General features: G+C 54.0%; 19 protein-coding genes and 1 pseudogene. 16 read left to right on the top strand and 4 right to left on the bottom strand.

What is annotated here, in order from left to right:
• From ACTUHY_RS10535 to ACTUHY_RS10490, 10 genes are all read left to right on the top strand, one after another.
• Positions 1-1,431 (top strand): tetracycline resistance ribosomal protection protein Tet(W) (locus ACTUHY_RS10535; RefSeq protein WP_442827673.1); only part of this gene is annotated, 1,431 nt, incomplete at its 5' end.
• A 50-nt stretch (positions 1,432-1,481) separates the two neighbouring features.
• Positions 1,482-2,249 carry a class I SAM-dependent methyltransferase gene (locus ACTUHY_RS10530; protein ID WP_002586626.1) on the top strand — a complete coding sequence of 256 codons (768 nt, stop codon included), beginning with the start codon at positions 1,482-1,484 and terminating at the stop codon, positions 2,247-2,249.
• Positions 2,250-2,420: 171 nt separating this feature from the next.
• On the top strand, positions 2,421-2,843 hold the full coding sequence (locus tag ACTUHY_RS10525; RefSeq protein WP_002586616.1) for a sigma-70 RNA polymerase sigma factor region 4 domain-containing protein: 423 nt from the start codon (positions 2,421-2,423) through the stop codon (positions 2,841-2,843).
• Positions 2,836-3,048, top strand: coding sequence for a helix-turn-helix domain-containing protein (locus ACTUHY_RS10520; protein WP_002586615.1), 213 nt, complete (start codon positions 2,836-2,838; stop codon positions 3,046-3,048). The genes ACTUHY_RS10525 and ACTUHY_RS10520 overlap by 8 nt, the downstream gene beginning before the upstream one ends.
• A gap of 497 nt (positions 3,049-3,545) precedes the next feature.
• Entirely contained in the window at positions 3,546-3,944 is a 399-nt protein-coding gene (locus ACTUHY_RS10515) for a plasmid mobilization protein (RefSeq protein ID WP_002596229.1), read from the top strand.
• Positions 3,916-5,541, top strand: coding sequence for a relaxase/mobilization nuclease domain-containing protein (locus ACTUHY_RS10510; protein WP_002596230.1), 1,626 nt, complete (start codon positions 3,916-3,918; stop codon positions 5,539-5,541). The genes ACTUHY_RS10515 and ACTUHY_RS10510 overlap by 29 nt, the downstream gene beginning before the upstream one ends.
• A complete protein-coding gene (locus ACTUHY_RS10505; RefSeq protein ID WP_002596231.1) occupies positions 5,531-5,917 on the top strand; it encodes a cysteine-rich VLP domain-containing protein in 387 nt (128 codons plus the stop codon). The genes ACTUHY_RS10510 and ACTUHY_RS10505 overlap by 11 nt, the downstream gene beginning before the upstream one ends.
• A gap of 72 nt (positions 5,918-5,989) precedes the next feature.
• Entirely contained in the window at positions 5,990-6,784 is a 795-nt protein-coding gene (locus ACTUHY_RS10500) for a replication initiator protein A (RefSeq protein ID WP_006356266.1), read from the top strand.
• A complete protein-coding gene (locus ACTUHY_RS10495; RefSeq protein ID WP_002596233.1) occupies positions 6,781-7,623 on the top strand; it encodes an ATP-binding protein in 843 nt (280 codons plus the stop codon). Before ACTUHY_RS10500 ends, ACTUHY_RS10495 begins: the two co-directional genes overlap by 4 nt.
• 14 nt (positions 7,624-7,637) lie before the next feature.
• Positions 7,638-7,832 carry a transposon-encoded TnpW family protein gene (locus ACTUHY_RS10490; protein WP_002596234.1) on the top strand — a complete coding sequence of 65 codons (195 nt, stop codon included), beginning with the start codon at positions 7,638-7,640 and terminating at the stop codon, positions 7,830-7,832.
• Positions 7,833-7,896: 64 nt separating this feature from the next.
• Here ACTUHY_RS10490 and ACTUHY_RS10485 read toward each other — a convergent pair whose 3' ends face one another.
• Positions 7,897-8,097, bottom strand: coding sequence for a hypothetical protein (locus ACTUHY_RS10485; RefSeq protein ID WP_002596235.1), 201 nt, complete (start codon positions 8,095-8,097; stop codon positions 7,897-7,899).
• A 225-nt stretch (positions 8,098-8,322) separates the two neighbouring features.
• Here ACTUHY_RS10485 and ACTUHY_RS10480 point away from each other — a divergent pair, with 225 nt between their 5' ends.
• The 6 genes and pseudogenes from ACTUHY_RS10480 to thiM all read left to right on the top strand — a co-directional run bounded on the left by ACTUHY_RS10480 (position 8,323) and on the right by thiM (position 16,066).
• Positions 8,323-9,939 (top strand): recombinase family protein, encoded by a 1,617-nt coding sequence (locus tag ACTUHY_RS10480; RefSeq protein WP_002596236.1) that lies wholly within the window; start codon positions 8,323-8,325, stop codon positions 9,937-9,939.
• Positions 9,940-10,032: 93 nt separating this feature from the next.
• Positions 10,033-11,619: pseudogene (locus ACTUHY_RS10475) on the top strand (helicase-related protein); the annotation flags it as partial.
• Between the two features lie 59 nt (positions 11,620-11,678).
• On the top strand, positions 11,679-13,061 hold the full coding sequence (locus tag ACTUHY_RS10470; protein ID WP_442827672.1) for an MATE family efflux transporter: 1,383 nt from the start codon (positions 11,679-11,681) through the stop codon (positions 13,059-13,061).
• 83 nt (positions 13,062-13,144) lie between these two features.
• A complete protein-coding gene (locus ACTUHY_RS10465) occupies positions 13,145-14,476 on the top strand; it encodes a YkvI family membrane protein (RefSeq protein ID WP_442827671.1) in 1,332 nt (443 codons plus the stop codon).
• A 230-nt stretch (positions 14,477-14,706) separates the two neighbouring features.
• Entirely contained in the window at positions 14,707-15,294 is a 588-nt protein-coding gene (gene thiW, locus ACTUHY_RS10460; protein WP_303224981.1) for an energy coupling factor transporter S component ThiW, read from the top strand.
• Positions 15,272-16,066 carry a hydroxyethylthiazole kinase gene (gene thiM / locus ACTUHY_RS10455; RefSeq protein WP_442827670.1) on the top strand — a complete coding sequence of 265 codons (795 nt, stop codon included), beginning with the start codon at positions 15,272-15,274 and terminating at the stop codon, positions 16,064-16,066. The genes thiW and thiM overlap by 23 nt, the downstream gene beginning before the upstream one ends.
• A gap of 49 nt (positions 16,067-16,115) precedes the next feature.
• On the opposite strand, the gene ACTUHY_RS10450 is transcribed toward thiM, so the two are convergent.
• Genes ACTUHY_RS10450 through ACTUHY_RS10440 form a run of 3 tightly spaced genes read right to left on the bottom strand, consistent with a single transcriptional unit; the run spans position 16,116 to position 18,473 of the window.
• Positions 16,116-16,556, bottom strand: a complete 441-nt coding sequence (locus ACTUHY_RS10450; protein ID WP_442827669.1) for a hypothetical protein — start codon at positions 16,554-16,556, stop codon at positions 16,116-16,118.
• Positions 16,553-17,125: a DUF3100 domain-containing protein gene (locus ACTUHY_RS10445; RefSeq protein ID WP_442827668.1), complete on the bottom strand. Its 573-nt coding sequence runs from the start codon at positions 17,123-17,125 to the stop codon at positions 16,553-16,555. The genes ACTUHY_RS10450 and ACTUHY_RS10445 overlap by 4 nt, the downstream gene beginning before the upstream one ends.
• Positions 17,126-17,156: 31 nt before the next feature.
• Positions 17,157-18,473, bottom strand: a complete 1,317-nt coding sequence (locus ACTUHY_RS10440; RefSeq protein ID WP_442827667.1) for an amidohydrolase — start codon at positions 18,471-18,473, stop codon at positions 17,157-17,159.
• Between the last annotated feature and the right edge of the window lie 106 nt (positions 18,474-18,579).

Raw genomic sequence — 18,579 nt, 5'->3', positions numbered from 1 at the left:
ATAGTCCTGGAGGAAAATACCGACATAGAAGCATGGGATGCGGTCATCGAAAATAACGATGAATTATTGGAAAAGTATATCGCAGGAGAACCAATCAGCCGGGAAAAACTTGCGCGGGAGGAACAGCAGCGGGTTCAAGACGCCTCCCTGTTCCCAGTCTATCATGGCAGCGCCAAAAATGGCCTTGGCATTCAACCGTTGATGGATGCGGTGACAGGGCTGTTCCAACCGATTGGGGAACAGGGGGGCGCCGCCCTATGCGGCAGCGTTTTCAAGGTTGAGTACACCGATTGCGGCCAGCGGCGTGTCTATCTACGGTTATACAGCGGAACGCTGCGCCTGCGGGATACGGTGGCCCTGGCCGGGAGAGAAAAGCTGAAAATCACAGAGATGCGTATTCCATCCAAAGGGGAAATTGTTCGGACAGACACCGCTTATCAGGGTGAAATTGTTATCCTTCCCAGCGACAGCGTGAGGTTAAACGATGTATTAGGGGACCAAACCCGGCTCCCTCGTAAAAGGTGGCGCGAGGACCCCCTCCCCATGCTGCGGACGACGATTGCGCCGAAAACGGCAGCGCAAAGAGAACGGCTGCTGGACGCTCTTACGCAACTTGCGGATACTGACCCGCTTTTGCGTTGCGAAGTGGATTCCATCACCCATGAGATCATTCTTTCTTTTTTGGGCCGGGTGCAGTTGGAGGTTGTTTCCGCTTTGCTGTCGGAAAAATACAAGCTTGAAACAGTGGTAAAGGAACCCTCCGTCATTTATATGGAGCGGCCGCTCAAAGCAGCCAGCCACACCATCCATATCGAGGTGCCGCCCAACCCGTTTTGGGCATCCATAGGACTGTCTGTTACACCACTCTCGCTTGGCTCCGGTGTACAATACGAGAGCCGGGTTTCGCTGGGATACTTGAACCAGAGTTTTCAAAACGCTGTCAGGGATGGTATCCGTTACGGGCTGGAGCAGGGCTTGTTCGGCTGGAACGTAACGGACTGTAAGATTTGCTTTGAATACGGGCTTTATTACAGTCCGGTCAGCACGCCGGCGGACTTCCGCTCATTGGCCCCGATTGTATTGGAACAGGCATTGAAGGAATCGGGGACGCAGCTGCTGGAACCTTATCTCTCCTTCATCCTCTATGCGCCCCAGGAATACCTTTCCAGGGCTTATCATGATGCACCGAAATACTGTGCCACCATCGAAACGGCCCAGGTAAAAAAGGATGAAGTTGTCTTTACTGGCGAGATTCCCGCCCGCTGTATACAGGCATACCGTACTGATCTGGCCTTTTACACCAACGGGCGGAGCGTATGCCTTACAGAGCTGAAAGGATATCAGGCCGCTGTCGGTCAGCCGGTCATCCAGCCCCGCCGTCCAAACAGCCGCCTGGACAAGGTGCGCCATATGTTTCAGAAGGTAATGTAAAGATACATAATCGTCAAGACGGCAACAATCAGAAGTTATGGAGGGTAACAATGGAATATAGTAAGGAAGATTTAATGGAAGCAAAAAAGCAAATTTGGGGAGTGGGAGAGAACATGGGAACAGAGGAAAGTAAAAAAATCTGGGAGGAGAACGCACAATTTTGGGATAATGCAATGGGTGACGAATCTAATGAATTTCACAGAGAGGTAGTGCGTCCCAAAGTAACGGAACTTCTATCTCCTAATCCTGCGGATTACATTTTGGATATTGCGTGTGGCAATGGAAATTATTCTTCGTATCTTGCACAAAGAGGCGCTTCGGTTGTCGCTTTTGATTACAGCAAAAAAATGATAGAATTGGCTAAAAGACGGCAATCACAATATGCAAAACAAATTGAATTTTGTGTGGCGGATGCGACCGATAGAAAAAGTATATTAGAATTAAAAAGAAATCGAGCCTTTACGAAAGCAGTTTCTAATATGGCAATTATGGATATTACGGATATTGAACCACTTCTTATGGCTGTTTATGAACTGTTGCAGGAAAGCGGAATTTTTGTCTTTGCAACGCAACACCCTTGTTTTGTCACGTTGACTGAAAAATATATGACACCGCACAGTTACTATGATATAGCGATTGAAGGGCAACCGAAAGAGCAGATTTATTATCATCGTTCCATACAAGATATTTTTAACCTTTGTTTTAGAGCTGGATTTGTCATTGATGGATTTTATGAAGAATGTTTTAAAACCAACAAAGAAATTCCTATGGTAATGATAGTAAGGCTTAAGAAGGTAAAACGTGATAGCTTAAAATAAATTCAAGTTTGTCGGGTAAATAGCAAACCCAGCCGAGCCAGTCAACGGTCAAGATGAACGGCGCATATGCGCAGCCGTTGACAGCCCCGCCCGCCTTTGCTGGTAGGCAATCAAGGGGCGACAGCAAGAAGTGCCACCGCCCCGCACTATTATTCAGAAAGGGGAATTTCCATGACCGACCAGATAGCCTATCAAGAATATATCCAGCGCAGGTACAACGCCTTTTGCAAGACTGTTATCCGCTGTGCCGCCTTGGACAAGATTTTGAAGCTTAAACGGCAATGGGAACGGCAAGTTTCCCTTGACTATCTGATGAACGAGAAGTTTGTCCAGTTTGCCGCGTCGGAGCCGGACGAGGAATACCCATTTACCGTCTGCGGTCAGACCGTCCTGCTCTGCAACGCCGCCCTTGCCGACGCGATCTCTGTTTTGCCGGAGCAGACGCGGGAAGAAATCCTGCGCTATTACTTTCTGCGCCAGCCGCAGCGCGTGATCGGCGCGTGTATTGGCCGGTCACGCAGCACAGCGGGGCGGCATATCCAGCTTGCCTTGCAGCGGCTACGCGAAGAAATGGGGGTGAGCCGGTATGAGTAGACTTCTCCCCTATGAAACAATCCTCAAAGCCCGTGAGGGCGACCCAGAAGCCGTGAACGCTGTCCTGCTCCACTACGCCGGATATATCCGCTATTTCTCAAAAGTGAACGGGCAGGTCAACGCCGAGGTGGAGGACTATGTAAAGCAGCGGTTAATTGACTGTCAATTCAAGTTCCGGCTTGACGAACCACCGGACAAGTCATAAAAACTGAATACCAGCCGCCACCGACGCGGCCAGCGAAAGCAGTAAGTCTTGAAAAAGATTTACTGCTTTTTTTGTTGTCCGGCTCCGCTCCCGGCCATTTTGCCCCCTGCCGGTTGTAGTAGTAAGCGAGGAGGGAATTTTTCTGCCCTGGTGTTTGGCATTTGGAGCATTTACCCGTAGTAGAGGGCAAAGAGAAAGGATTTCTCCAACACCGGGTAGAAACCACTGCGTCCGGTGTCATTTTAGCGAAAGCGGGCAGGAATGCCCTTTACAGGATTAGTAGTAGCAGAAAAAGAGAAACAAACTTTTGTGGTTGCAGTTTTCCAAAAAAGTGGCGGACGGAAGTGAGAGAAAGTTTGCAGTCACGGAGAGCAAGTTTCTACCACGGTGCCAAAATCCGCAATTCTGCAGTTTTGCCCCTCGCGGGAAACTTGTTGGGGAGTGCCTTCCCCAAACCCTGCTCATGCGCCCTTACGGGCGAGAAAGGAGGTCACACCATGCGAAAGAAATACAACACGCCCCACCGCAGCCGCGTTGTGAAAACCCGGCTGTCCGAAGATGAGTATGCCGACTTCACAGCGCGGCTTGCGCCCTATGGTATCAGCCAGTCCGAATTTCTCCGGCAGGCGATACGGCGGGCGACCATACGCCCGGTTGTCCATGTGTCGTCGGTCAATGACGAGTTGCTTTCCGCTGTCGGGAAGCTGACAGCCGAGTACGGCAGGATCGGCGGCAACCTCAATCAGATTGCCCGGTATCTGAACGAATACGGCGTACCCTACAACACCCTTTCCGGCGAGGTACGCGCCGCCATATCCGACCTTGCCGTCCTCAAGTATGAAGTCCTCAAGAAAGTAGGTGACGCGGTTGGCAACACTCAAGCATATCAACTCTAAAAACGCCGACTACGGAGCCGCCGAGCAATATCTTCTCTTTGAGCATGACGAGTTTACCATGAAGCCCGTCCTTGATGAAACCGGCAGGCTTATCCCCCGCGAGGACTACCGGCTGTCCACGCTGAACTGCGACGGGGAGGATTTTGCCGTTGCGTGTATGCGGGCCAATCTCCGCTATCAGAAAAACCAGCGGCGGGAAGATGTGAAAAGCCACCACTACATCATCAGCTTTGACCCGCGGGACGGGCCGGACAACGGCCTGACCGTAGACCGGGCGCAGGCGTTGGGGGAACAATTCTGTAAAGAGCATTTTCCCGGCCACCAGGCCCTTGTCTGCACCCACCCGGACGGGCATAACCACAGCGGCAACATTCATGTGCATATCGTCATAAACAGCCTGCGGATTGAGGAAGTGCCGTTCCTGCCCTACATGGACAGGCCGGCCGATACGAAAGTCGGCTGCAAGCACCGATGTACCGACGCTGCCCTGCGCTACTTCAAATCCGAAGTCATGGAGATGTGCCACCGGGAGGGGCTTTATCAAATCGACCTCTTGAACGGCAGCAAGAACCGCGTCACCGACCGGGAGTATTGGGCGCAGAAAAAGGGACAGGCCGCGCTGGACAAGCAGAACGCCCCCATGATTGCCGATAGTATCACGCCCCGGCAGACCAAGTTTGAAACGAACAAGGAGAAGCTGCGGCAGACCCTACGGAAAGCCCTTGCCACCGCCGCCAGCTTTGACGAGTTTTCCTCTCTGTTGCTGCAGGAGGGTGTGACCGTCAAGGAGAGCCGGGGGCGGCTTTCCTACCTCACGCCGGACAGGACAAAGCCAATTACCGCCCGGAAGCTGGGCGACGATTTTGACCGCGCCGCTGTCTTTGCCGTTTTAGAGCAAAACGCCGCCAGAGCAGCCGAAGCGCCAGCCAGATCCCCCGATCCCCCACGCACCATAAAAGACCGCTTGCAGGTTGCCAGAGCCGAGATAGCCGCCCCGAAACAGGACGGAGTGCAGCGGCTTGTGGACATTGAGCAGAAAATGGCCGAGGGCAAAGGCCGGGGCTATGAACGCTGGGCGAAGATACACAATCTGAAGCAGGCCGCCAAAACGCTGTCCGTCTACCAGCAATACGGCTTTACTTCCCCGGAGCAGTTAGAAGCCGCCGTTGACACCGCCTATCAGAAAATGCGCCAGACCAGCGGCGAACTGAAAGCACTGGAAACGAAGCTGCAAGGGAAAAAGAAGTTGCAGCGGCAGGTGTTGGCCTACGCCCAGACCAAGGCCGCCCGCGACGGGCTGCGGGCACAGAAATCCGAGAAAGCCCGCGCCGCATACCGGCAGGCCCATGAGAGCGATTTTATCATAGCCGACGCAGCAGCCCGGTATTTCAAGGCGCATGGCATTACCAAGCTGCCCGCCCGGAAAGCGTTGCAGGCCGAGATCGAGCAGCTTATCTCCGAGAAAGACGGCCTGTATAACACCTATCACGAACAGAAACAGCGGTTCAAGGAGTTGCAGACCGTCAAGCGGAACATCGACCAGATTTTGCGCCGGGACGAGCCGCACCGCAGAAAGGAGCAGAGCCATGAGCGATAACCTGCCCCACATGGACTACCGCCAGCACCGGCGGGCGCGGCGGCTGGTACATGAGTGCTGTAACTACGATGAGGGGAACTGCCTGCTATTGGACGACGGGGAGCCTTGCGTGTGCGTCCAGAGCATTTCCTTTTCCCTCATGTGCCACTGGTTCCGTGTGGCTGTCCTGCCCCTTGACGGGGAGCTGGCCGCAGCCCTCTTGTGCCGGGGAAGCCGGAAACGGTGTGCCGTCTGCGGGGCGGCCTTTGTCCCCAAATCCAACCGGGGAAAATACTGCCCCGACTGCGCCGGGCGCATGAAGAAAATCAAAGCCGCCGAGAGAAAGCGGAAACAAAGGCAGAGATGTCACGCTTTAGAGCCTTTCAAACCCGCATAAATCAAGGCTTTTTTCGTGGGTGTCAAAGGGTACGCGATACATTTATCCTTTTCCCCCGGAAACGGCGTTTTAATGCGTGACAATACGCCAAAATCAACCCGAACACAGGGAGGTGATCCTATCGCTGATTATATCAGGGCAGACACGCGGCTGCCCGCCTATCTGCCGTATCCCCGTTTCCTGCTGAAAATGGAGATTTCACAGACCGCCAAGCTGCTGTATTCGCTGCTGTTAGACCGTTCCACCCTCTCCCAGAAAAACAAGTGGCTGGACGACGAGGGCAGGATTTATATTATCTATCCCATCGCGGAGATAGCAGAAATACTGGATAAAGGCAGCACCACCATCAAGGGGGCGCTTAATGAACTGGACACGGCGGGGCTGTTGGAACGGGAACGGGGCGGCTTCTCCGCACCGAACCGGCTTTATGTCAAAGTACCGCCAGTGCCACAGGTACAGTTTTCAGACCAACTGATGGCCGGAAGTCCGCCCCTCATAGAGCCGGAAAACCGTCCTACTGATGGTCAGAAAACCGACCTTATGATGGTCGGAAAACCGTCCCCTAACCAAACTACTATAAACAACCTTACAGAGAGCCAAACAAAGGGAGTGAGTGGGGGGCCGTCCGCGCCCTATGGCCGATATGGAAATATTTTTCTGTCACAGACCGAATACGACGAGTTGCAGGCAGAGTACCCTGACAGGCTGGAACGGTTCATCGAGGAAATGAGCCGCTACCTTGCCGCCAACGGGAAAAGCTACCAGAACTATGCCGCCGCCCTGCGGATATGGGCGGGGAACGACAAAAAGGAAGCCCCTAAAAAGGGCATACCAGACTACTCATGCAAGGAGGGCGAGAGTTTATGAAGAATGAAATCAACGCGGTTTTGGAGAATATGACGACCACCATCCCGGAGCCGGAGGACTACACCGGCGAGGACGGTTTACTGTACTGCGGCAAGTGCCGCAAGCCGAAAGAAGCCTATTTTGCGCCGGATAAGGCCGCTATCTTCGGGCGCGACCGCCACCCGGCAGAGTGCGACTGCCAGAGAACCGCCCGCGAGGAACGGGAAGCCGCCGAAAAGCGGCGCAGACACCTTGACACCGTGGAAGAACTGAAACGCCGGGGCTTTACCGACCCCACCATGCGGGACTGGACTTTTGAGAACGACAACGGCAGGAACCCGCAGACCGGGCTTGCCCGCCGGTATGTGGAGCATTGGGAAGATATGCGGACAGACAATATCGGCTGCCTGTTCTGGGGCGGCGTAGGCACCGGCAAAAGCTACCTTGCAGGCTGTATCGCAAACGCCCTCATGGAGAAAGAAATCCCCGTCCGCATGACGAACTTTGCTCTTATCCTCAATGACCTTGCCGCCAGCTTTGAGGGGCGCAACGAGTACATTTCCCGCCTTTGTCGTTATCCGCTGCTGATCCTTGACGACTTCGGCATGGAACGCGGGACGGAATACGGGCTGGAACAGGTGTTCAATGTGATTGACAGCCGTTACCGCAGCGGCAAGCCGCTGATCGTCACGACCAACCTTACGCTGGACGACCTGCACAACCCGGAGGACACCGCCCATTCCCGGATTTATGACCGCCTGCTTTCCATGTGCGTCCCGGTACGCTTTACCGGCGACAACTTCCGGCAGGAAACCGCCAAGCGGAAAATGGAGAGCATGAAGAAACTGATTACCGACTGAAAGGAGTATTGCCTATGGCAGATAACAAGCAGCACGACACCCGCACCACCCGCCGCCCTGACTGTGTGACGGAAATCCGCATGGGCAATTCCGTCCTTGTCGTGTCCGGCTATTTCAAGAAAGACACCACAACCACAGCCGCCGACAAAATGGCGCGGGTACTGGAAGCGGAAGCCGCTGCTACACAGGAGCCGACTTATCCGGCGTGAACCGGGGCATGGAAAAGCGGCCATGCCAGGGAGCATGACCGCTGGAACGAAAATCGGAAGTGCTTTAGCAATTCTTAATCTCATTCTCTATAAAATAATTTGCAATTTCAAAGGCTTTTATTCTTCTCTTTGCCAATGTGATTTGTGATTTATAACGCTCGGAATTATCCTTTGATTCAAATGTTTTTACTGTTTCTCTTAGCTTGTGCAGAGTTGAATCAATTTGCCTTTTGGCCGCGGTTAATTCATCTATTGTATACTTCATGTTTTCTCCTTTAACTTCTGATTTTTTTGTTAAATCAGAGTATACCACGGAGTTATGAACTTTTCTACTGCAAATATGGGACGACAACCCATACCATAAAAATCGGAAAATTGAAAAGCTGTAAAGAAGCAAATTTAACGCTTTTGCCGCTGTACAGCCCCCGCCGTTCCGTGGTACAATGAAACCACGGAATAGTGGGGCTGGCTGTCGGAAACGGAGGATTTTATGTTAAGACAAGCCACCCAAAACCTCATTACCGCCCTTTATCCGAGATTGTCCCACGAGGATGAATTGCAAGGCGAGAGTAATTCCATATCGAACCAAAAAAGGATACTCGAAACCTACGCAAAACAGAACGGCTTTACCAATCTGCGCTGGTACACCGACGACGGTTTTTCCGGCGCGAACTTCCAGCGGCCCGGATTTCAAGCCATGCTTGCGGACATTGAAGCCGGGAAAGTGGGTACGGTCATCGTCAAGGACATGAGCCGGTTAGGGCGAAACTACTTGCAGGTAGGGTTTTACACGGAAATGCTGTTCCCTCAAAAGGGTGTGCGTTTTATCGCTGTCAACGATAATGTGGACAGTGCCAGCGAGGGCATGGACAACGATTTTACCCCGCTGCGAAATCTGTTCAATGAATGGCTGGTGAGAGATACGAGCAAGAAAATCAAGGCAGTGAAAAAGTCAAAAGGCATGAGCGGCAAGCCTGTTACCAGCAAGCCGGTTTACGGCTATGTGATGGACGAGGACGAGAATTTTATTATAGACGAGGAAGCCGCCCCGGTGGTGCAGCAGATTTACCAGCTTTGCCTTGCCGGGAACGGCCCGACCAAGATTGCCCGTATGCTGACGGAGCAGCAAATCCCCACGCCGGGGACGCTGGAATATCAGCGGACAGGCAGCACCCGCCGTTATCACCCAGGCTATGAGTGCAAATGGGCGACCAACACCGTCGTTCATATCCTCGAAAACCGAGAGTACACCGGATGTCTGGTGAACTTCAAAACGGAAAAGCCTTCTTATAAGGTCAAGCACAGCATAGAGAACCCCGTCGAGAAGCAGGCCATTTTCGAGAACCACCATGAGCCGATCATCGACAAGGAAACATGGGAACGGGTGCAGGAGTTACGCAAACAGCGCAAACGCCCGAACCGCTACGATGAAGTGGGGCTGTTCTCCGGGATTTTGTTCTGCGCCGACTGCGGCCATGTGCTGTATCAGCAGCGGTATCAGAACAAAGACCGCAAACAGGACTGCTACATCTGCGGCAGCTACAAGAAGCGCACCCGCAACTGTACGGCGCACTTTATCCGCACCGATCTGTTGACCGCTGGTGTCCTGGCAAATCTCCGGCAAGTGACCGAATACGCAGCCAAGCATGAGAGCCGGTTTGTGAAACTACTTGTCCAGCAGAACGAGATCGGCGGCAAGCGAAAGACCGCCGCAGCCATCAAGCAGCTTGAACAGGCGCAGGAACGCATTTCTGAAATCAGCCGCATTATCAAGCGGCTGTATGAGGACAATGTAAACGGCAAAATCAGCGATGAGCGTTTCATGGAACTGTCGGCTGACTACGAAGCCGAGCAAGCGGAGCTGAAAAAGAGAGCCGCCGCCCTGCAAGCCGAACTGGACAAGTCACAGGCAGCTACCGTCAACGCCGAGAAATTTATGGGCATTGTCCGCAAGCACCTTGCCTTTGAAGAACTGACCCCCACTCTCTTGCGGGAAATGATCGAGAAAATTGTGGTGCATGAGTGCAGCTATGATGAGAACGGCACCCGCAGGCAGGACATTGAGATTTATTACAGCTTTGTCGGCAAGATTGACTTGCCCGAATAACCGCCCGACCTATCCGACACAATGGCCAAGTGTCGGATAGGAACGGCAAAATTTTTTGCACTTCTATTGCTTCTTTATCACACATAAGCAAAGGCCCCAGGGACCAAATGGCGGCTTTCCATGGAGCATTTTTATGTAAAAGACGCCCAGGCGGGAGAAGAACGGACGGATATCGAGGCCCTGCCGGTCCTGGACCAGAAGACAGACCAGGCACCGGCCCAGTCGGACCCGGGACTAGGGTACATCTTCGAGCACACCCGGGGGAAGAAATGCCTGGTATTCGTCAATTCCCGGGAAGAGTGTGAGGGAGTCACCACTAGTCTCCGGCAGTACTGTGAACTGAACCATGAGCCGGACCGGTTCCTGATCCACCATGGGAACCTGTCAGCTTCCTACCGAGAGACGGCGGAAGAACTGATGAAGGACGAAAGCCGGAACCTGACTACTGTGACCACTTCCACCCTGGAACTGGGTATCGATATCGGCCGGCTGGAGCGGGCTTTCCAGATCGATGCGCCCTGGACGGTCTCTTCCTTCCTCCAGCGGATGGGGCGTACGGGGCGGCGGGACCTGCCTCCGGAAATGTGGTTCGTGATCCGGGAAGATGAACCAGAGATCCGGGCCATGCTGCCGGCCACAATCCCCTGGAAGCTGCTCCAGGGCATCGCGCTGATCCAGCTGTACCTGGAGGAAAAATGGGTGGAACCGCCCCGGCTGGACCGGCTACCCTACAGTCTTTTGTACCACCAGACCATGAGCGTACTGGCCAGCAATGGGGAGATGTCCCCGGCAGCCCTGGCGGACCGGGTGCTGCGGCTCAGTTATTTCCACCGGATCAGCCAGGAGGATTACAAGGTACTGCTCCGGTATCTCATTGCCGAAGACCATATCCAAAAGACGGAACAGGGGGGGCTCATCGTGGGCCTGGCTGGGGAGCGGGTGATCCGTTCCTTTAAATTCTATGGGGTGTTCCAGGAAAACGAGGAATTCACCGTCCGCTGCGATTCCCAGGAACTGGGCACGGTGGTGGCGCCTCCGCCCCCGGGAGAGAAAATCGCCCTGGCCGGCCATGTGTGGCGGGTACTGGAAGTGGACCGGAAGCGCCACGTAATCTACTGCAAACTGGTAAAAGGGAAGGTGCCGGCTTATTTCGGAGAATGCCCCGGAGATATCCACACCAAAGTGCTGGAACGGATGCGCCGGGTGCTCCAGGAAGACCGGAGCTATCCCTATCTGATGAAAAATGCGGCAGCCCGGCTCCAGCAGGCCCGGTTCACCGCGAAGGCTTCGGGGGCTGCGGAAAAGCCCCTGATCCAGCTGGGAGGCAAGATGTGGTGCCTGCTGCCCTGGCTGGGGAGTTACGGCTTTTTGGCTCTGGAACGGTTCCTGAACCTGAAATGCGCCCAGAAGCTGGGATTGAAGAAATTGGATCCTTTCCGACCCTTTTTTATGCAATTCACCATGGAAGCGGACGAAGAGACTTTTTTTCAGGTGGTGGAAGAAGAAATCGAAAAGGAAATCGATCCTTTGGAGCTGGTCTATCCGCATGAGGTGCCGCTCTTTGATAAATATGATGAATACCTGCCGGAGCAGCTGGTGAAGAAGGGATTCGCCCTAGGGGTGTTGAACCTGGATGATGTGAGGAAACGGGTCCGGGAATGGGCAGGAGACCGGAAGTGATCCCGGCAGGACGGGGTAAGATAAAACAGCAGGATCGCTGCAGCAGAAAGGAAGGGACTATGACAAACACGACGACACAGCCCAAACACCGCGGTATGGATATGCTCCATGGTTCCATTGCCGATAAACTGTTCTTCTTTGCTATGCCCATCGGGCTCATGGGGCTCTTCGAGCAATTGTTCAACAGTGCGGATGTGTTCATCTTGGGGCATTTCGTAGGGAAGAATGCCATGGCGGCGGTAGGGAACAACATGCCGGTGATCGGCCTTTTGGTGACCCTTTTGATCGGGATCTCCCTGGGGGTCAATGTGACCCTTGCTCAGTATCTGGGGGCCGGGAAACAGGAAAAAGTGGAAGAGACGGTCCAGACGGCCATCGTGATGGCCCTGGGCCTGGGGGTGCTGCTTACGGTGGTGGGGGAACTGATTGCCCATCCGGCCCTGATGATCCTAGATGTACCGGCGGATGTCTACGACCTGGCTTCTACCTACCTGCGGATTTTCCTGCTGGGCATGCCTTTTTTGACCCTGTACAACTTCGAAGCGGCCATCTTCCGCAGCTGCGGGGATGGAAAGACCCCCCTCTACAGCCTGGTGGCGGCCAATCTCCTGAACATCACCCTGGATCTCCTGTCTGTGAATGTCCTGGGCTGGGGGCTTACAGGGGTGGTCAGTGCTACGGTGCTGTCTTTTGCGGTCAATTCCGGCATCCTGTTCGTCCTTCTGTGCCGTACGCCTCAGCCCATCCGGCTCCAGCGGCATAAGATGCGCCTCAAGGGGGAAGAGATGGGGAAGATCCTCTATATCGGGCTGCCGGCGGGGATCCAGGGCATGGTCTTCGCCATGAGCAATGTGGTGATCCAATCTTCCATCAACAGCCTGGGGACTGCAGCCATGGCCGCGGCCGCGGCTTCAGTGATCATCGAATTCAATATCTACTGCTTCGTCAACGGTTTCAGCCAGGCCACCACCACCTTCGTCGGGCAGAATTATGGGGCCCGGAGGCTGAGCCGGTGCCTGGCTACTACCAAAGCGGCCTTCTGGGTGGAAGGGCTGTTTCTTTTGTGTATCACGGTCCCCATCCTGCTGTTCGGAAAACACATCATTGGCTTCTTCAACCATGATCCGGAAGTCATCCGTCTGGGGGTGCTGCGCCTTTGGTGGGTGGCGGATATGCTGTATCTCAACGGGGTCATGGATATCCTTTCCGGGGCCCTGCGGGGTTATGGCTATTCCCTGCCGCCGGCCATCGTGGCCCTGGTGGGGATCTGCGGGGTCCGGCTGGTGTGGATCTATACGGTGTTTGCGGCCCATCCTGATTATCTGACTCTGATCCTGGCTTATCCGGTGAGCTGGCTGATCGCCACGGTGGTGCTGGGTGCGGTGTATTTCCAATGTCGGAAGTACATTTTGCGTTCGGCTCTGGCGGGCAAGCTGGGATAGGGGAAGAGGGACTACAAAGCTGAACTGGCGCCTGCGTATCCCGTATAACGAAACGTTTCCTATTATTTCTTAAAGGAGGAGTTATGAATCGCTTATCATGGAAAATTGCATTTGCGTATATCGGTGTCATTGTAGGAGCGGGGTTGTCCAGCGGACAGGATTTGTTGCAGTACTTCCTCTGTTTTGGGAAAACCGGTCTGCTGGGCGTAGTGATCCTGGGTGTTTTGAATGCCTGCTTTGGGAAAATCATGCTTTCCTTTGGCTGTTACTACAGAGCTGACAGCCATGCAGAAGTATTCTCCCAGATTGCCCATCCTGTTATCAACCGGATCCTTGATGGTGTCCTTGTGGCAGGCAGTTTTGTTATGGGGTTCGTGATGGTTGCTGGAGCCGGAGCCAATCTGAACCAGCAATTCGGTCTTCCTCTATGGATCGGGGGGCTGCTGTGTTCCTTTTTGATAGCCGTTGTCTCTTTTCTGGATTTCGATAAGATCACCGGAGTACTGGGCATATTTACTCCGGTGATGATTCTCATGATCCTGCTGGTAGCTGTTTATTCTTTTGTGGGAAAATCCTATGATCTGGATATGCTGGATCAGGCAGCCCGTACCATCCATCCGGCTATTGGAAATGTCTGGCTGTCAGTGGTCAACTATTATGCGCTCTGTGCTATGACAGGGGTATCTATGGCTTTTATCCTGGGAGGATCAGTGGTCTGCATAGGGGTAGCAGCCAAAGGGGGGTCTTTGGGAGGTATGCTGATCGGAATCATCGTACTGGTAGCTGCTGCGTCTCTGTTTGTCAATATCGACCAAATCAAAGAAGCTGATATGCCAATGCTGTCTATCGTGAATCACATCCATCCCTGGCTGGCTACCCTTTATGCGGTCACTGTCTTTGCCCTGATCTTTAATACGGCTTTTTCTCTCTATTATTCCATTGCCCGCAGATTCAGCGGTGGCAGCACCCGAAAGATGCGGATTATGATGGTGGGCATTGTCGGCGCAGGGTATGTATGCAGCTTCTTTGGTTTCAAGAAACTGATCGGGGTCATGTATCCAGTCCTCGGATATATGGGCGTGGTCCTGCTGGCTGTTCTCCTTATTGCTTGGATCCGAGAACACAGCAATATCATTGCGGAGAAGTTCTTCCGGCGCAAAATGATTCATCTTTCCCTTAAGAAGCAGTCTCCCAATCTGGAAATCACCCGGAAGGAAACGGAACTGTTTCGAAAGCTGGGAGAAGCCAGCCCAGCCGATACGGATGAATTAAAGAAGGATATCCATGAAGCCGCGGCGAAAATCTTGGAAAAGGAAGATGATGTCAGGAAATATGTAGAAGAAAATATATCAGTCGATGACGAGATGCTGAAGCAAACCATCAAAGAAAAGCTGCCAGGAGAGAAAAAGCCTTGAAGGATTGTATCCAATCTGCTATACTAAAGGTCGATCGAGGGGGAGCGCCCTGGATCGGTATTCATTTTACAGCGAGGGAGCCCGTGTGCCGGGTTGAGAGGGTACCACAGTACCGACCGTTACGACTGGCTCAGTCCGTCTTTTAGGCGTTGTAGGATGGGTACGGAAAATGGAATCGATTCCACGCCTGAAGGACCGGACTGCCGGCCTATAAAGGAGTGGATTTTTTTATGGAAAGCAAACAGCAAAAAGTCCTGCGCCTGGTGTTCCTGTCCATGATGATCGGACTGGGTGTGGTCATTTCTCCCATCCTGCGGGTGGAGGGCATGTGTCCCATGGCCCATCTGATCAATATCACCTGTTCGGTGATGCTGGGTCCCTGGTATTCTCTCCTGTGTGCCACCCTCATCGGCATCATCCGCATGACGGTGATGGGGATCCCGCCCCTGGCACTGACCGGAGCGGTGTTCGGAGCAGCCCTGTCTGGGATCTTCTACCGGGCCAGCGGGGGTAAGATCATCGCTGCTTGCCTGGGTGAAGTGATCGGTACTGGGATCATCGGGGCCATGGTGTCCTATCCTGTCATGGAGATCCTCATGGGGCGCACTGGCCTTTCCTGGATGTTCTATGTGCCCAGCTTCATCGCCGGCACTCTCATCGGCGGTTCCATTGCCTTCGGGCTGCTCACCATCCTGTCCCGGAACGGGACCTTGTTGGAATTCCAGAGAAAATTGGGAGTGAATATCTATGACCGGGGAAGCCATCAGCAAGCTGCCCAGAACCTTTATGGACATCATGTCCAGGGTGCGGGAAAATGAACCACTGATCCACTGCATGACCCATGCCATCACCATGAATGACAGTGCCAACGCCATCTTGGCCGTGGGCGGGAGCCCTACCATGGCTTCCCATCCCCAGGAAGTGGAAGAAATCACGGAGGCGGCGGATTCCCTGGTGGTGAACCTGGGGAATATCAACGAAGAACGGCTGGAAGCCATGAAGATAGCCGGAGAAAAGGCCCATGAACGGGGCATTCCCATCCTGCTGGATGCGGTGGGAGTGGCCTGCAGTACCCTGCGGCTGGTGTACGCCCAGCAGTTCATCGAGCACAACCGGCCTCAGATCATCAAGGGGAACAGTTCGGAGATCCGGACCCTCTGCGGTCTTTCCGCCCATGCCCATGGGGTGGATGCGGGGGCAGAAGATGCGGTGACGCAGGAAAATTTCGCCGCCGACGGAAAAATCTTTGGCCAGTATGCCCGGCAGCATGGAACAGTGCTGCTGGTCACCGGTCCAGTGGACCTGGTGACGGACGGAATAACGACCTTGGGCATCGCCAATGGGAACCCGCTCTTGGGGCATCTCACAGGGACCGGCTGCATGGCCGGAGCCCTGGCCGGGACCTGGCATGCCTGTGGATCCTCTTTGGCTGCTGCGGCCTTGGGCACAGCGGCCCTGGGCATCGCTGGAGAAGACGCTGCTCAGGACTGTCCGGGCCTGGGGACCTTCCACATCCGGCTGCTGGATGCTCTGTCCAACCTGACCGGAGAAAAGGTGGCCCAGCGGGTGAAGCTGCTGGCTGCTGACTGAATCAGAAAAGGTGGGTGTGAATTTTTTCACACCCACCTTTTCTTGCGTATCAAATGACCCCCGTTCCTTTCATCACCAGCTGGGCGATGATGGCAATTCCCTGCTCCTTAAAGGTCTTCAGGTCTTTGCCGCCGCCGATCCCTGCATAGGCCGGGATGGGGGTACACAGGGGCAGCAGGCTGATTTTGCCGATGGATTTATAAACAAACCCCGAAAACGGGAACAGCCCAGGGGCTGTGATCAGGATGCCGATCAGGGTGATATAAAGGACCACGGGAGCTTTTACGCTGGGAGCGATCCTTTGCATCAGCTTGTGGCACAGCTGGCTGGCGATAATCATGCCCAGCATCAGCAGCAGGCCGGGGGCCGCTTCAAAAGGCGTCACCACTTTAGCCGGATTGTTCATGCGCAGGGTATAGATATAATTGCAGATGGCTGCCAGGACTCCCGTGACGCACCATCCTTTGAGAAGCATAACGAGTCTCGTCATTTTTCCGTCCCTCCCTCCTGATCGTCAATCTGGCCTGCGGCAGCCAGTCCTTGGCTGTCCGTGACCATTTCCACCGTGGGCGTGACTTCTGTATCGATGCCCCGGATGTGGGCACATTTTTTATAGAGCCAATTGGTCATGGGCAGGGTCAGGATGAGGCTCATCAGCATGCCGTCTCCGTTGGTCAGGGCCTGGGAGGTATAGGCATAGGTCTGGATCTGTTCTGCCATCTGGGGGAATTCGACTTCCAGAGCCCCTAAGGAAGCAGACATCATGGAAGCGGATCCGACTCCGCAGGCTGCTCCCAAGGCATAGGGATGGAAAAATCCTGTATGGGCACAGATGGAAGCCATCAGCCCAAAGAACACTGTGCCCAGGACGGTCCCCGTCACATAGCCGCCCATGACGCCGATCTCTTCTTCACTGTCCAAGCCAAACAGCTCCCCGATGATTGCAATGGTGGATTCCCGGGAAGTGGAGAGGGTACACCCTACGGCAGCACGGCCCATTTTAAAGACAAGGACGGCGCAGAGTACATGGATCTTCCAGTCTTTGAAAAATTCTTTCATGGTATCGACTCCCTTTCTTGGCTTTTTTGTCTTACTGGTTCACCCACTTATCGATATATTCCTGCTTCGTCATCGCCGGTTTGAATCCGTACTTGATGGCAAGCCCTTTGATCGCTCCATCTGCCAAAAGATCGATGACCGTCATGATGAGGGCCTTTGCGGCAGTGATATAAGCCAGTTCTTTATCGACGATGTGATAGTCTTTGGTGTGGGCCCTGCCGGCTGCTCCACCCACGTAAGCATGGACCACCGGCATCAGGGCAGCCACATCCGCTGCATCGGTGCTGCCTCCATTGAAGGGAATATGACGGGCCACATGGTCCTTCCCCAGCAGTGCGGTCAGGTTTGCATACATCAAATCCTGCATGGCAGGGCAGGGGTCCATGGGAAGATAGCCGGGGATCTCATCGATCTTCGTTTCGGCTCCTACGGCATAGCCACCGGCTTTGAGTGCCCTATTCACTTTGGCGGAAGCATCTAAGATGGAGTCGATGGAGGCGCCCCGTACATAGGTCTCCAGACGGACATCCGCAGGAACGATGTTCACCGTATCACCGCCTTTGGTGATGATGGGGTGGACCCGGATATGGTCTTCATCCCGGAATGTCTCTCGCTGGGCGTCGATGGCCACCAGCCCGATCTTTGCGGCATTCAGGGCATTGATGCCCTTTTCCGGGGCACCGCCAGCATGGGATGCCTTGCCGATATAACATACTTCCTTGCTGACGAATCCGTTCGAGATCCCGCCTACATTGGCCTTGACGGGTGTTTCCTGTTCTCCTTCGGTGGGAGTGGTATGCTGCATGACCATCATATCGATATCATCCAAGAGGCCTCGGTAGATGAATTCCTGCTTGCCACCGAACATCTTGATCTTGCCTTCCCGGCGGAGCTGATTGCGGTGGCCGATTTCGATGAATTCTTCGGCCGGGACTGCCATCAGTGCTACGTCGCCGCTGAGGGCCCCGGCAATGCGCCCGTCATGCAGCGCATAGGCCACCCCGGACAGAGCGGCAATCATGCAGTGGTGCCCACACATATGGGCGGCACCTGTCTGCGGATCTGCATAGGGACTTTCCGGCAGCCCTAAAGCATCCAATTCGCCTATGACGGCGACTTTCAGTTTATTCTCTTTGCCTTTGACCTGGGCGATGACGCCGGTGATGCACTGCTTGTCTTTGGTGGGGAAGCCCAGCTCTGTAAAGACTTTCTTGATCTTTTCAGCCGTCTTGAATTCTTTCCATCCGGTTTCCGGTTCTGCAAAAATACTGTCTCCCAGTGCCATGATCTGATCATGATGTTCGTCGATGATCTGGCAGGCAAGTGCTTTGAGTTCCTGCTTCTCCATTGTCATCAGCCTCCTTATTATGGGTCGAAGGATATCTTTTTACTTATCAAGTTCAGACCACTTCAGTGCTCTTGTAAAGAATATTTTTCAATAAATCTTTTGCTTT

It is taken from the genome of Acidaminococcus nyctereutis (genome assembly GCF_052216985.1).
GTDB classification, from domain to species: Bacteria; Bacillota; Negativicutes; order Acidaminococcales; family Acidaminococcaceae; genus Acidaminococcus; species Acidaminococcus fermentans_A.
The sequence above is the reverse complement of the archived record's forward strand: the minus strand, read 5'-3'. Positions and strand labels throughout refer to the sequence as shown.

What these genes read in the sequence shown, in the direction of transcription:
- ACTUHY_RS10495 (WP_002596233.1), top strand. Translation starts at nt 6,781, where the DNA reads ATGAAGAATGAAATCAACGCGGTTTTGGAGAATATGACGACCACCATC.
- ACTUHY_RS10505 (WP_002596231.1), top strand. Translation starts at nt 5,531, where the DNA reads ATGAGCGATAACCTGCCCCACATGGACTACCGCCAGCACCGGCGGGCG.
- ACTUHY_RS10445 (WP_442827668.1), bottom strand. Translation starts at nt 17,125, where the DNA reads ATGAAAGAATTTTTCAAAGACTGGAAGATCCATGTACTCTGCGCCGTC.
- ACTUHY_RS10440 (WP_442827667.1), bottom strand. Translation starts at nt 18,473, where the DNA reads ATGGAGAAGCAGGAACTCAAAGCACTTGCCTGCCAGATCATCGACGAA.
- thiM (WP_442827670.1), top strand. Translation starts at nt 15,272, where the DNA reads ATGTCCAGGGTGCGGGAAAATGAACCACTGATCCACTGCATGACCCAT.
- ACTUHY_RS10515 (WP_002596229.1), top strand. Translation starts at nt 3,546, where the DNA reads ATGCGAAAGAAATACAACACGCCCCACCGCAGCCGCGTTGTGAAAACC.
- ACTUHY_RS10480 (WP_002596236.1), top strand. Translation starts at nt 8,323, where the DNA reads ATGTTAAGACAAGCCACCCAAAACCTCATTACCGCCCTTTATCCGAGA.
- ACTUHY_RS10485 (WP_002596235.1), bottom strand. Translation starts at nt 8,097, where the DNA reads ATGAAGTATACAATAGATGAATTAACCGCGGCCAAAAGGCAAATTGAT.
- ACTUHY_RS10500 (WP_006356266.1), top strand. Translation starts at nt 5,990, where the DNA reads ATGCGTGACAATACGCCAAAATCAACCCGAACACAGGGAGGTGATCCT.
- ACTUHY_RS10490 (WP_002596234.1), top strand. Translation starts at nt 7,638, where the DNA reads ATGGCAGATAACAAGCAGCACGACACCCGCACCACCCGCCGCCCTGAC.
- ACTUHY_RS10470 (WP_442827672.1), top strand. Translation starts at nt 11,679, where the DNA reads ATGACAAACACGACGACACAGCCCAAACACCGCGGTATGGATATGCTC.
- thiW (WP_303224981.1), top strand. Translation starts at nt 14,707, where the DNA reads ATGGAAAGCAAACAGCAAAAAGTCCTGCGCCTGGTGTTCCTGTCCATG.
- ACTUHY_RS10465 (WP_442827671.1), top strand. Translation starts at nt 13,145, where the DNA reads ATGAATCGCTTATCATGGAAAATTGCATTTGCGTATATCGGTGTCATT.
- ACTUHY_RS10520 (WP_002586615.1), top strand. Translation starts at nt 2,836, where the DNA reads ATGAGTAGACTTCTCCCCTATGAAACAATCCTCAAAGCCCGTGAGGGC.
- ACTUHY_RS10530 (WP_002586626.1), top strand. Translation starts at nt 1,482, where the DNA reads ATGGAATATAGTAAGGAAGATTTAATGGAAGCAAAAAAGCAAATTTGG.
- ACTUHY_RS10450 (WP_442827669.1), bottom strand. Translation starts at nt 16,556, where the DNA reads ATGACGAGACTCGTTATGCTTCTCAAAGGATGGTGCGTCACGGGAGTC.
- ACTUHY_RS10525 (WP_002586616.1), top strand. Translation starts at nt 2,421, where the DNA reads ATGACCGACCAGATAGCCTATCAAGAATATATCCAGCGCAGGTACAAC.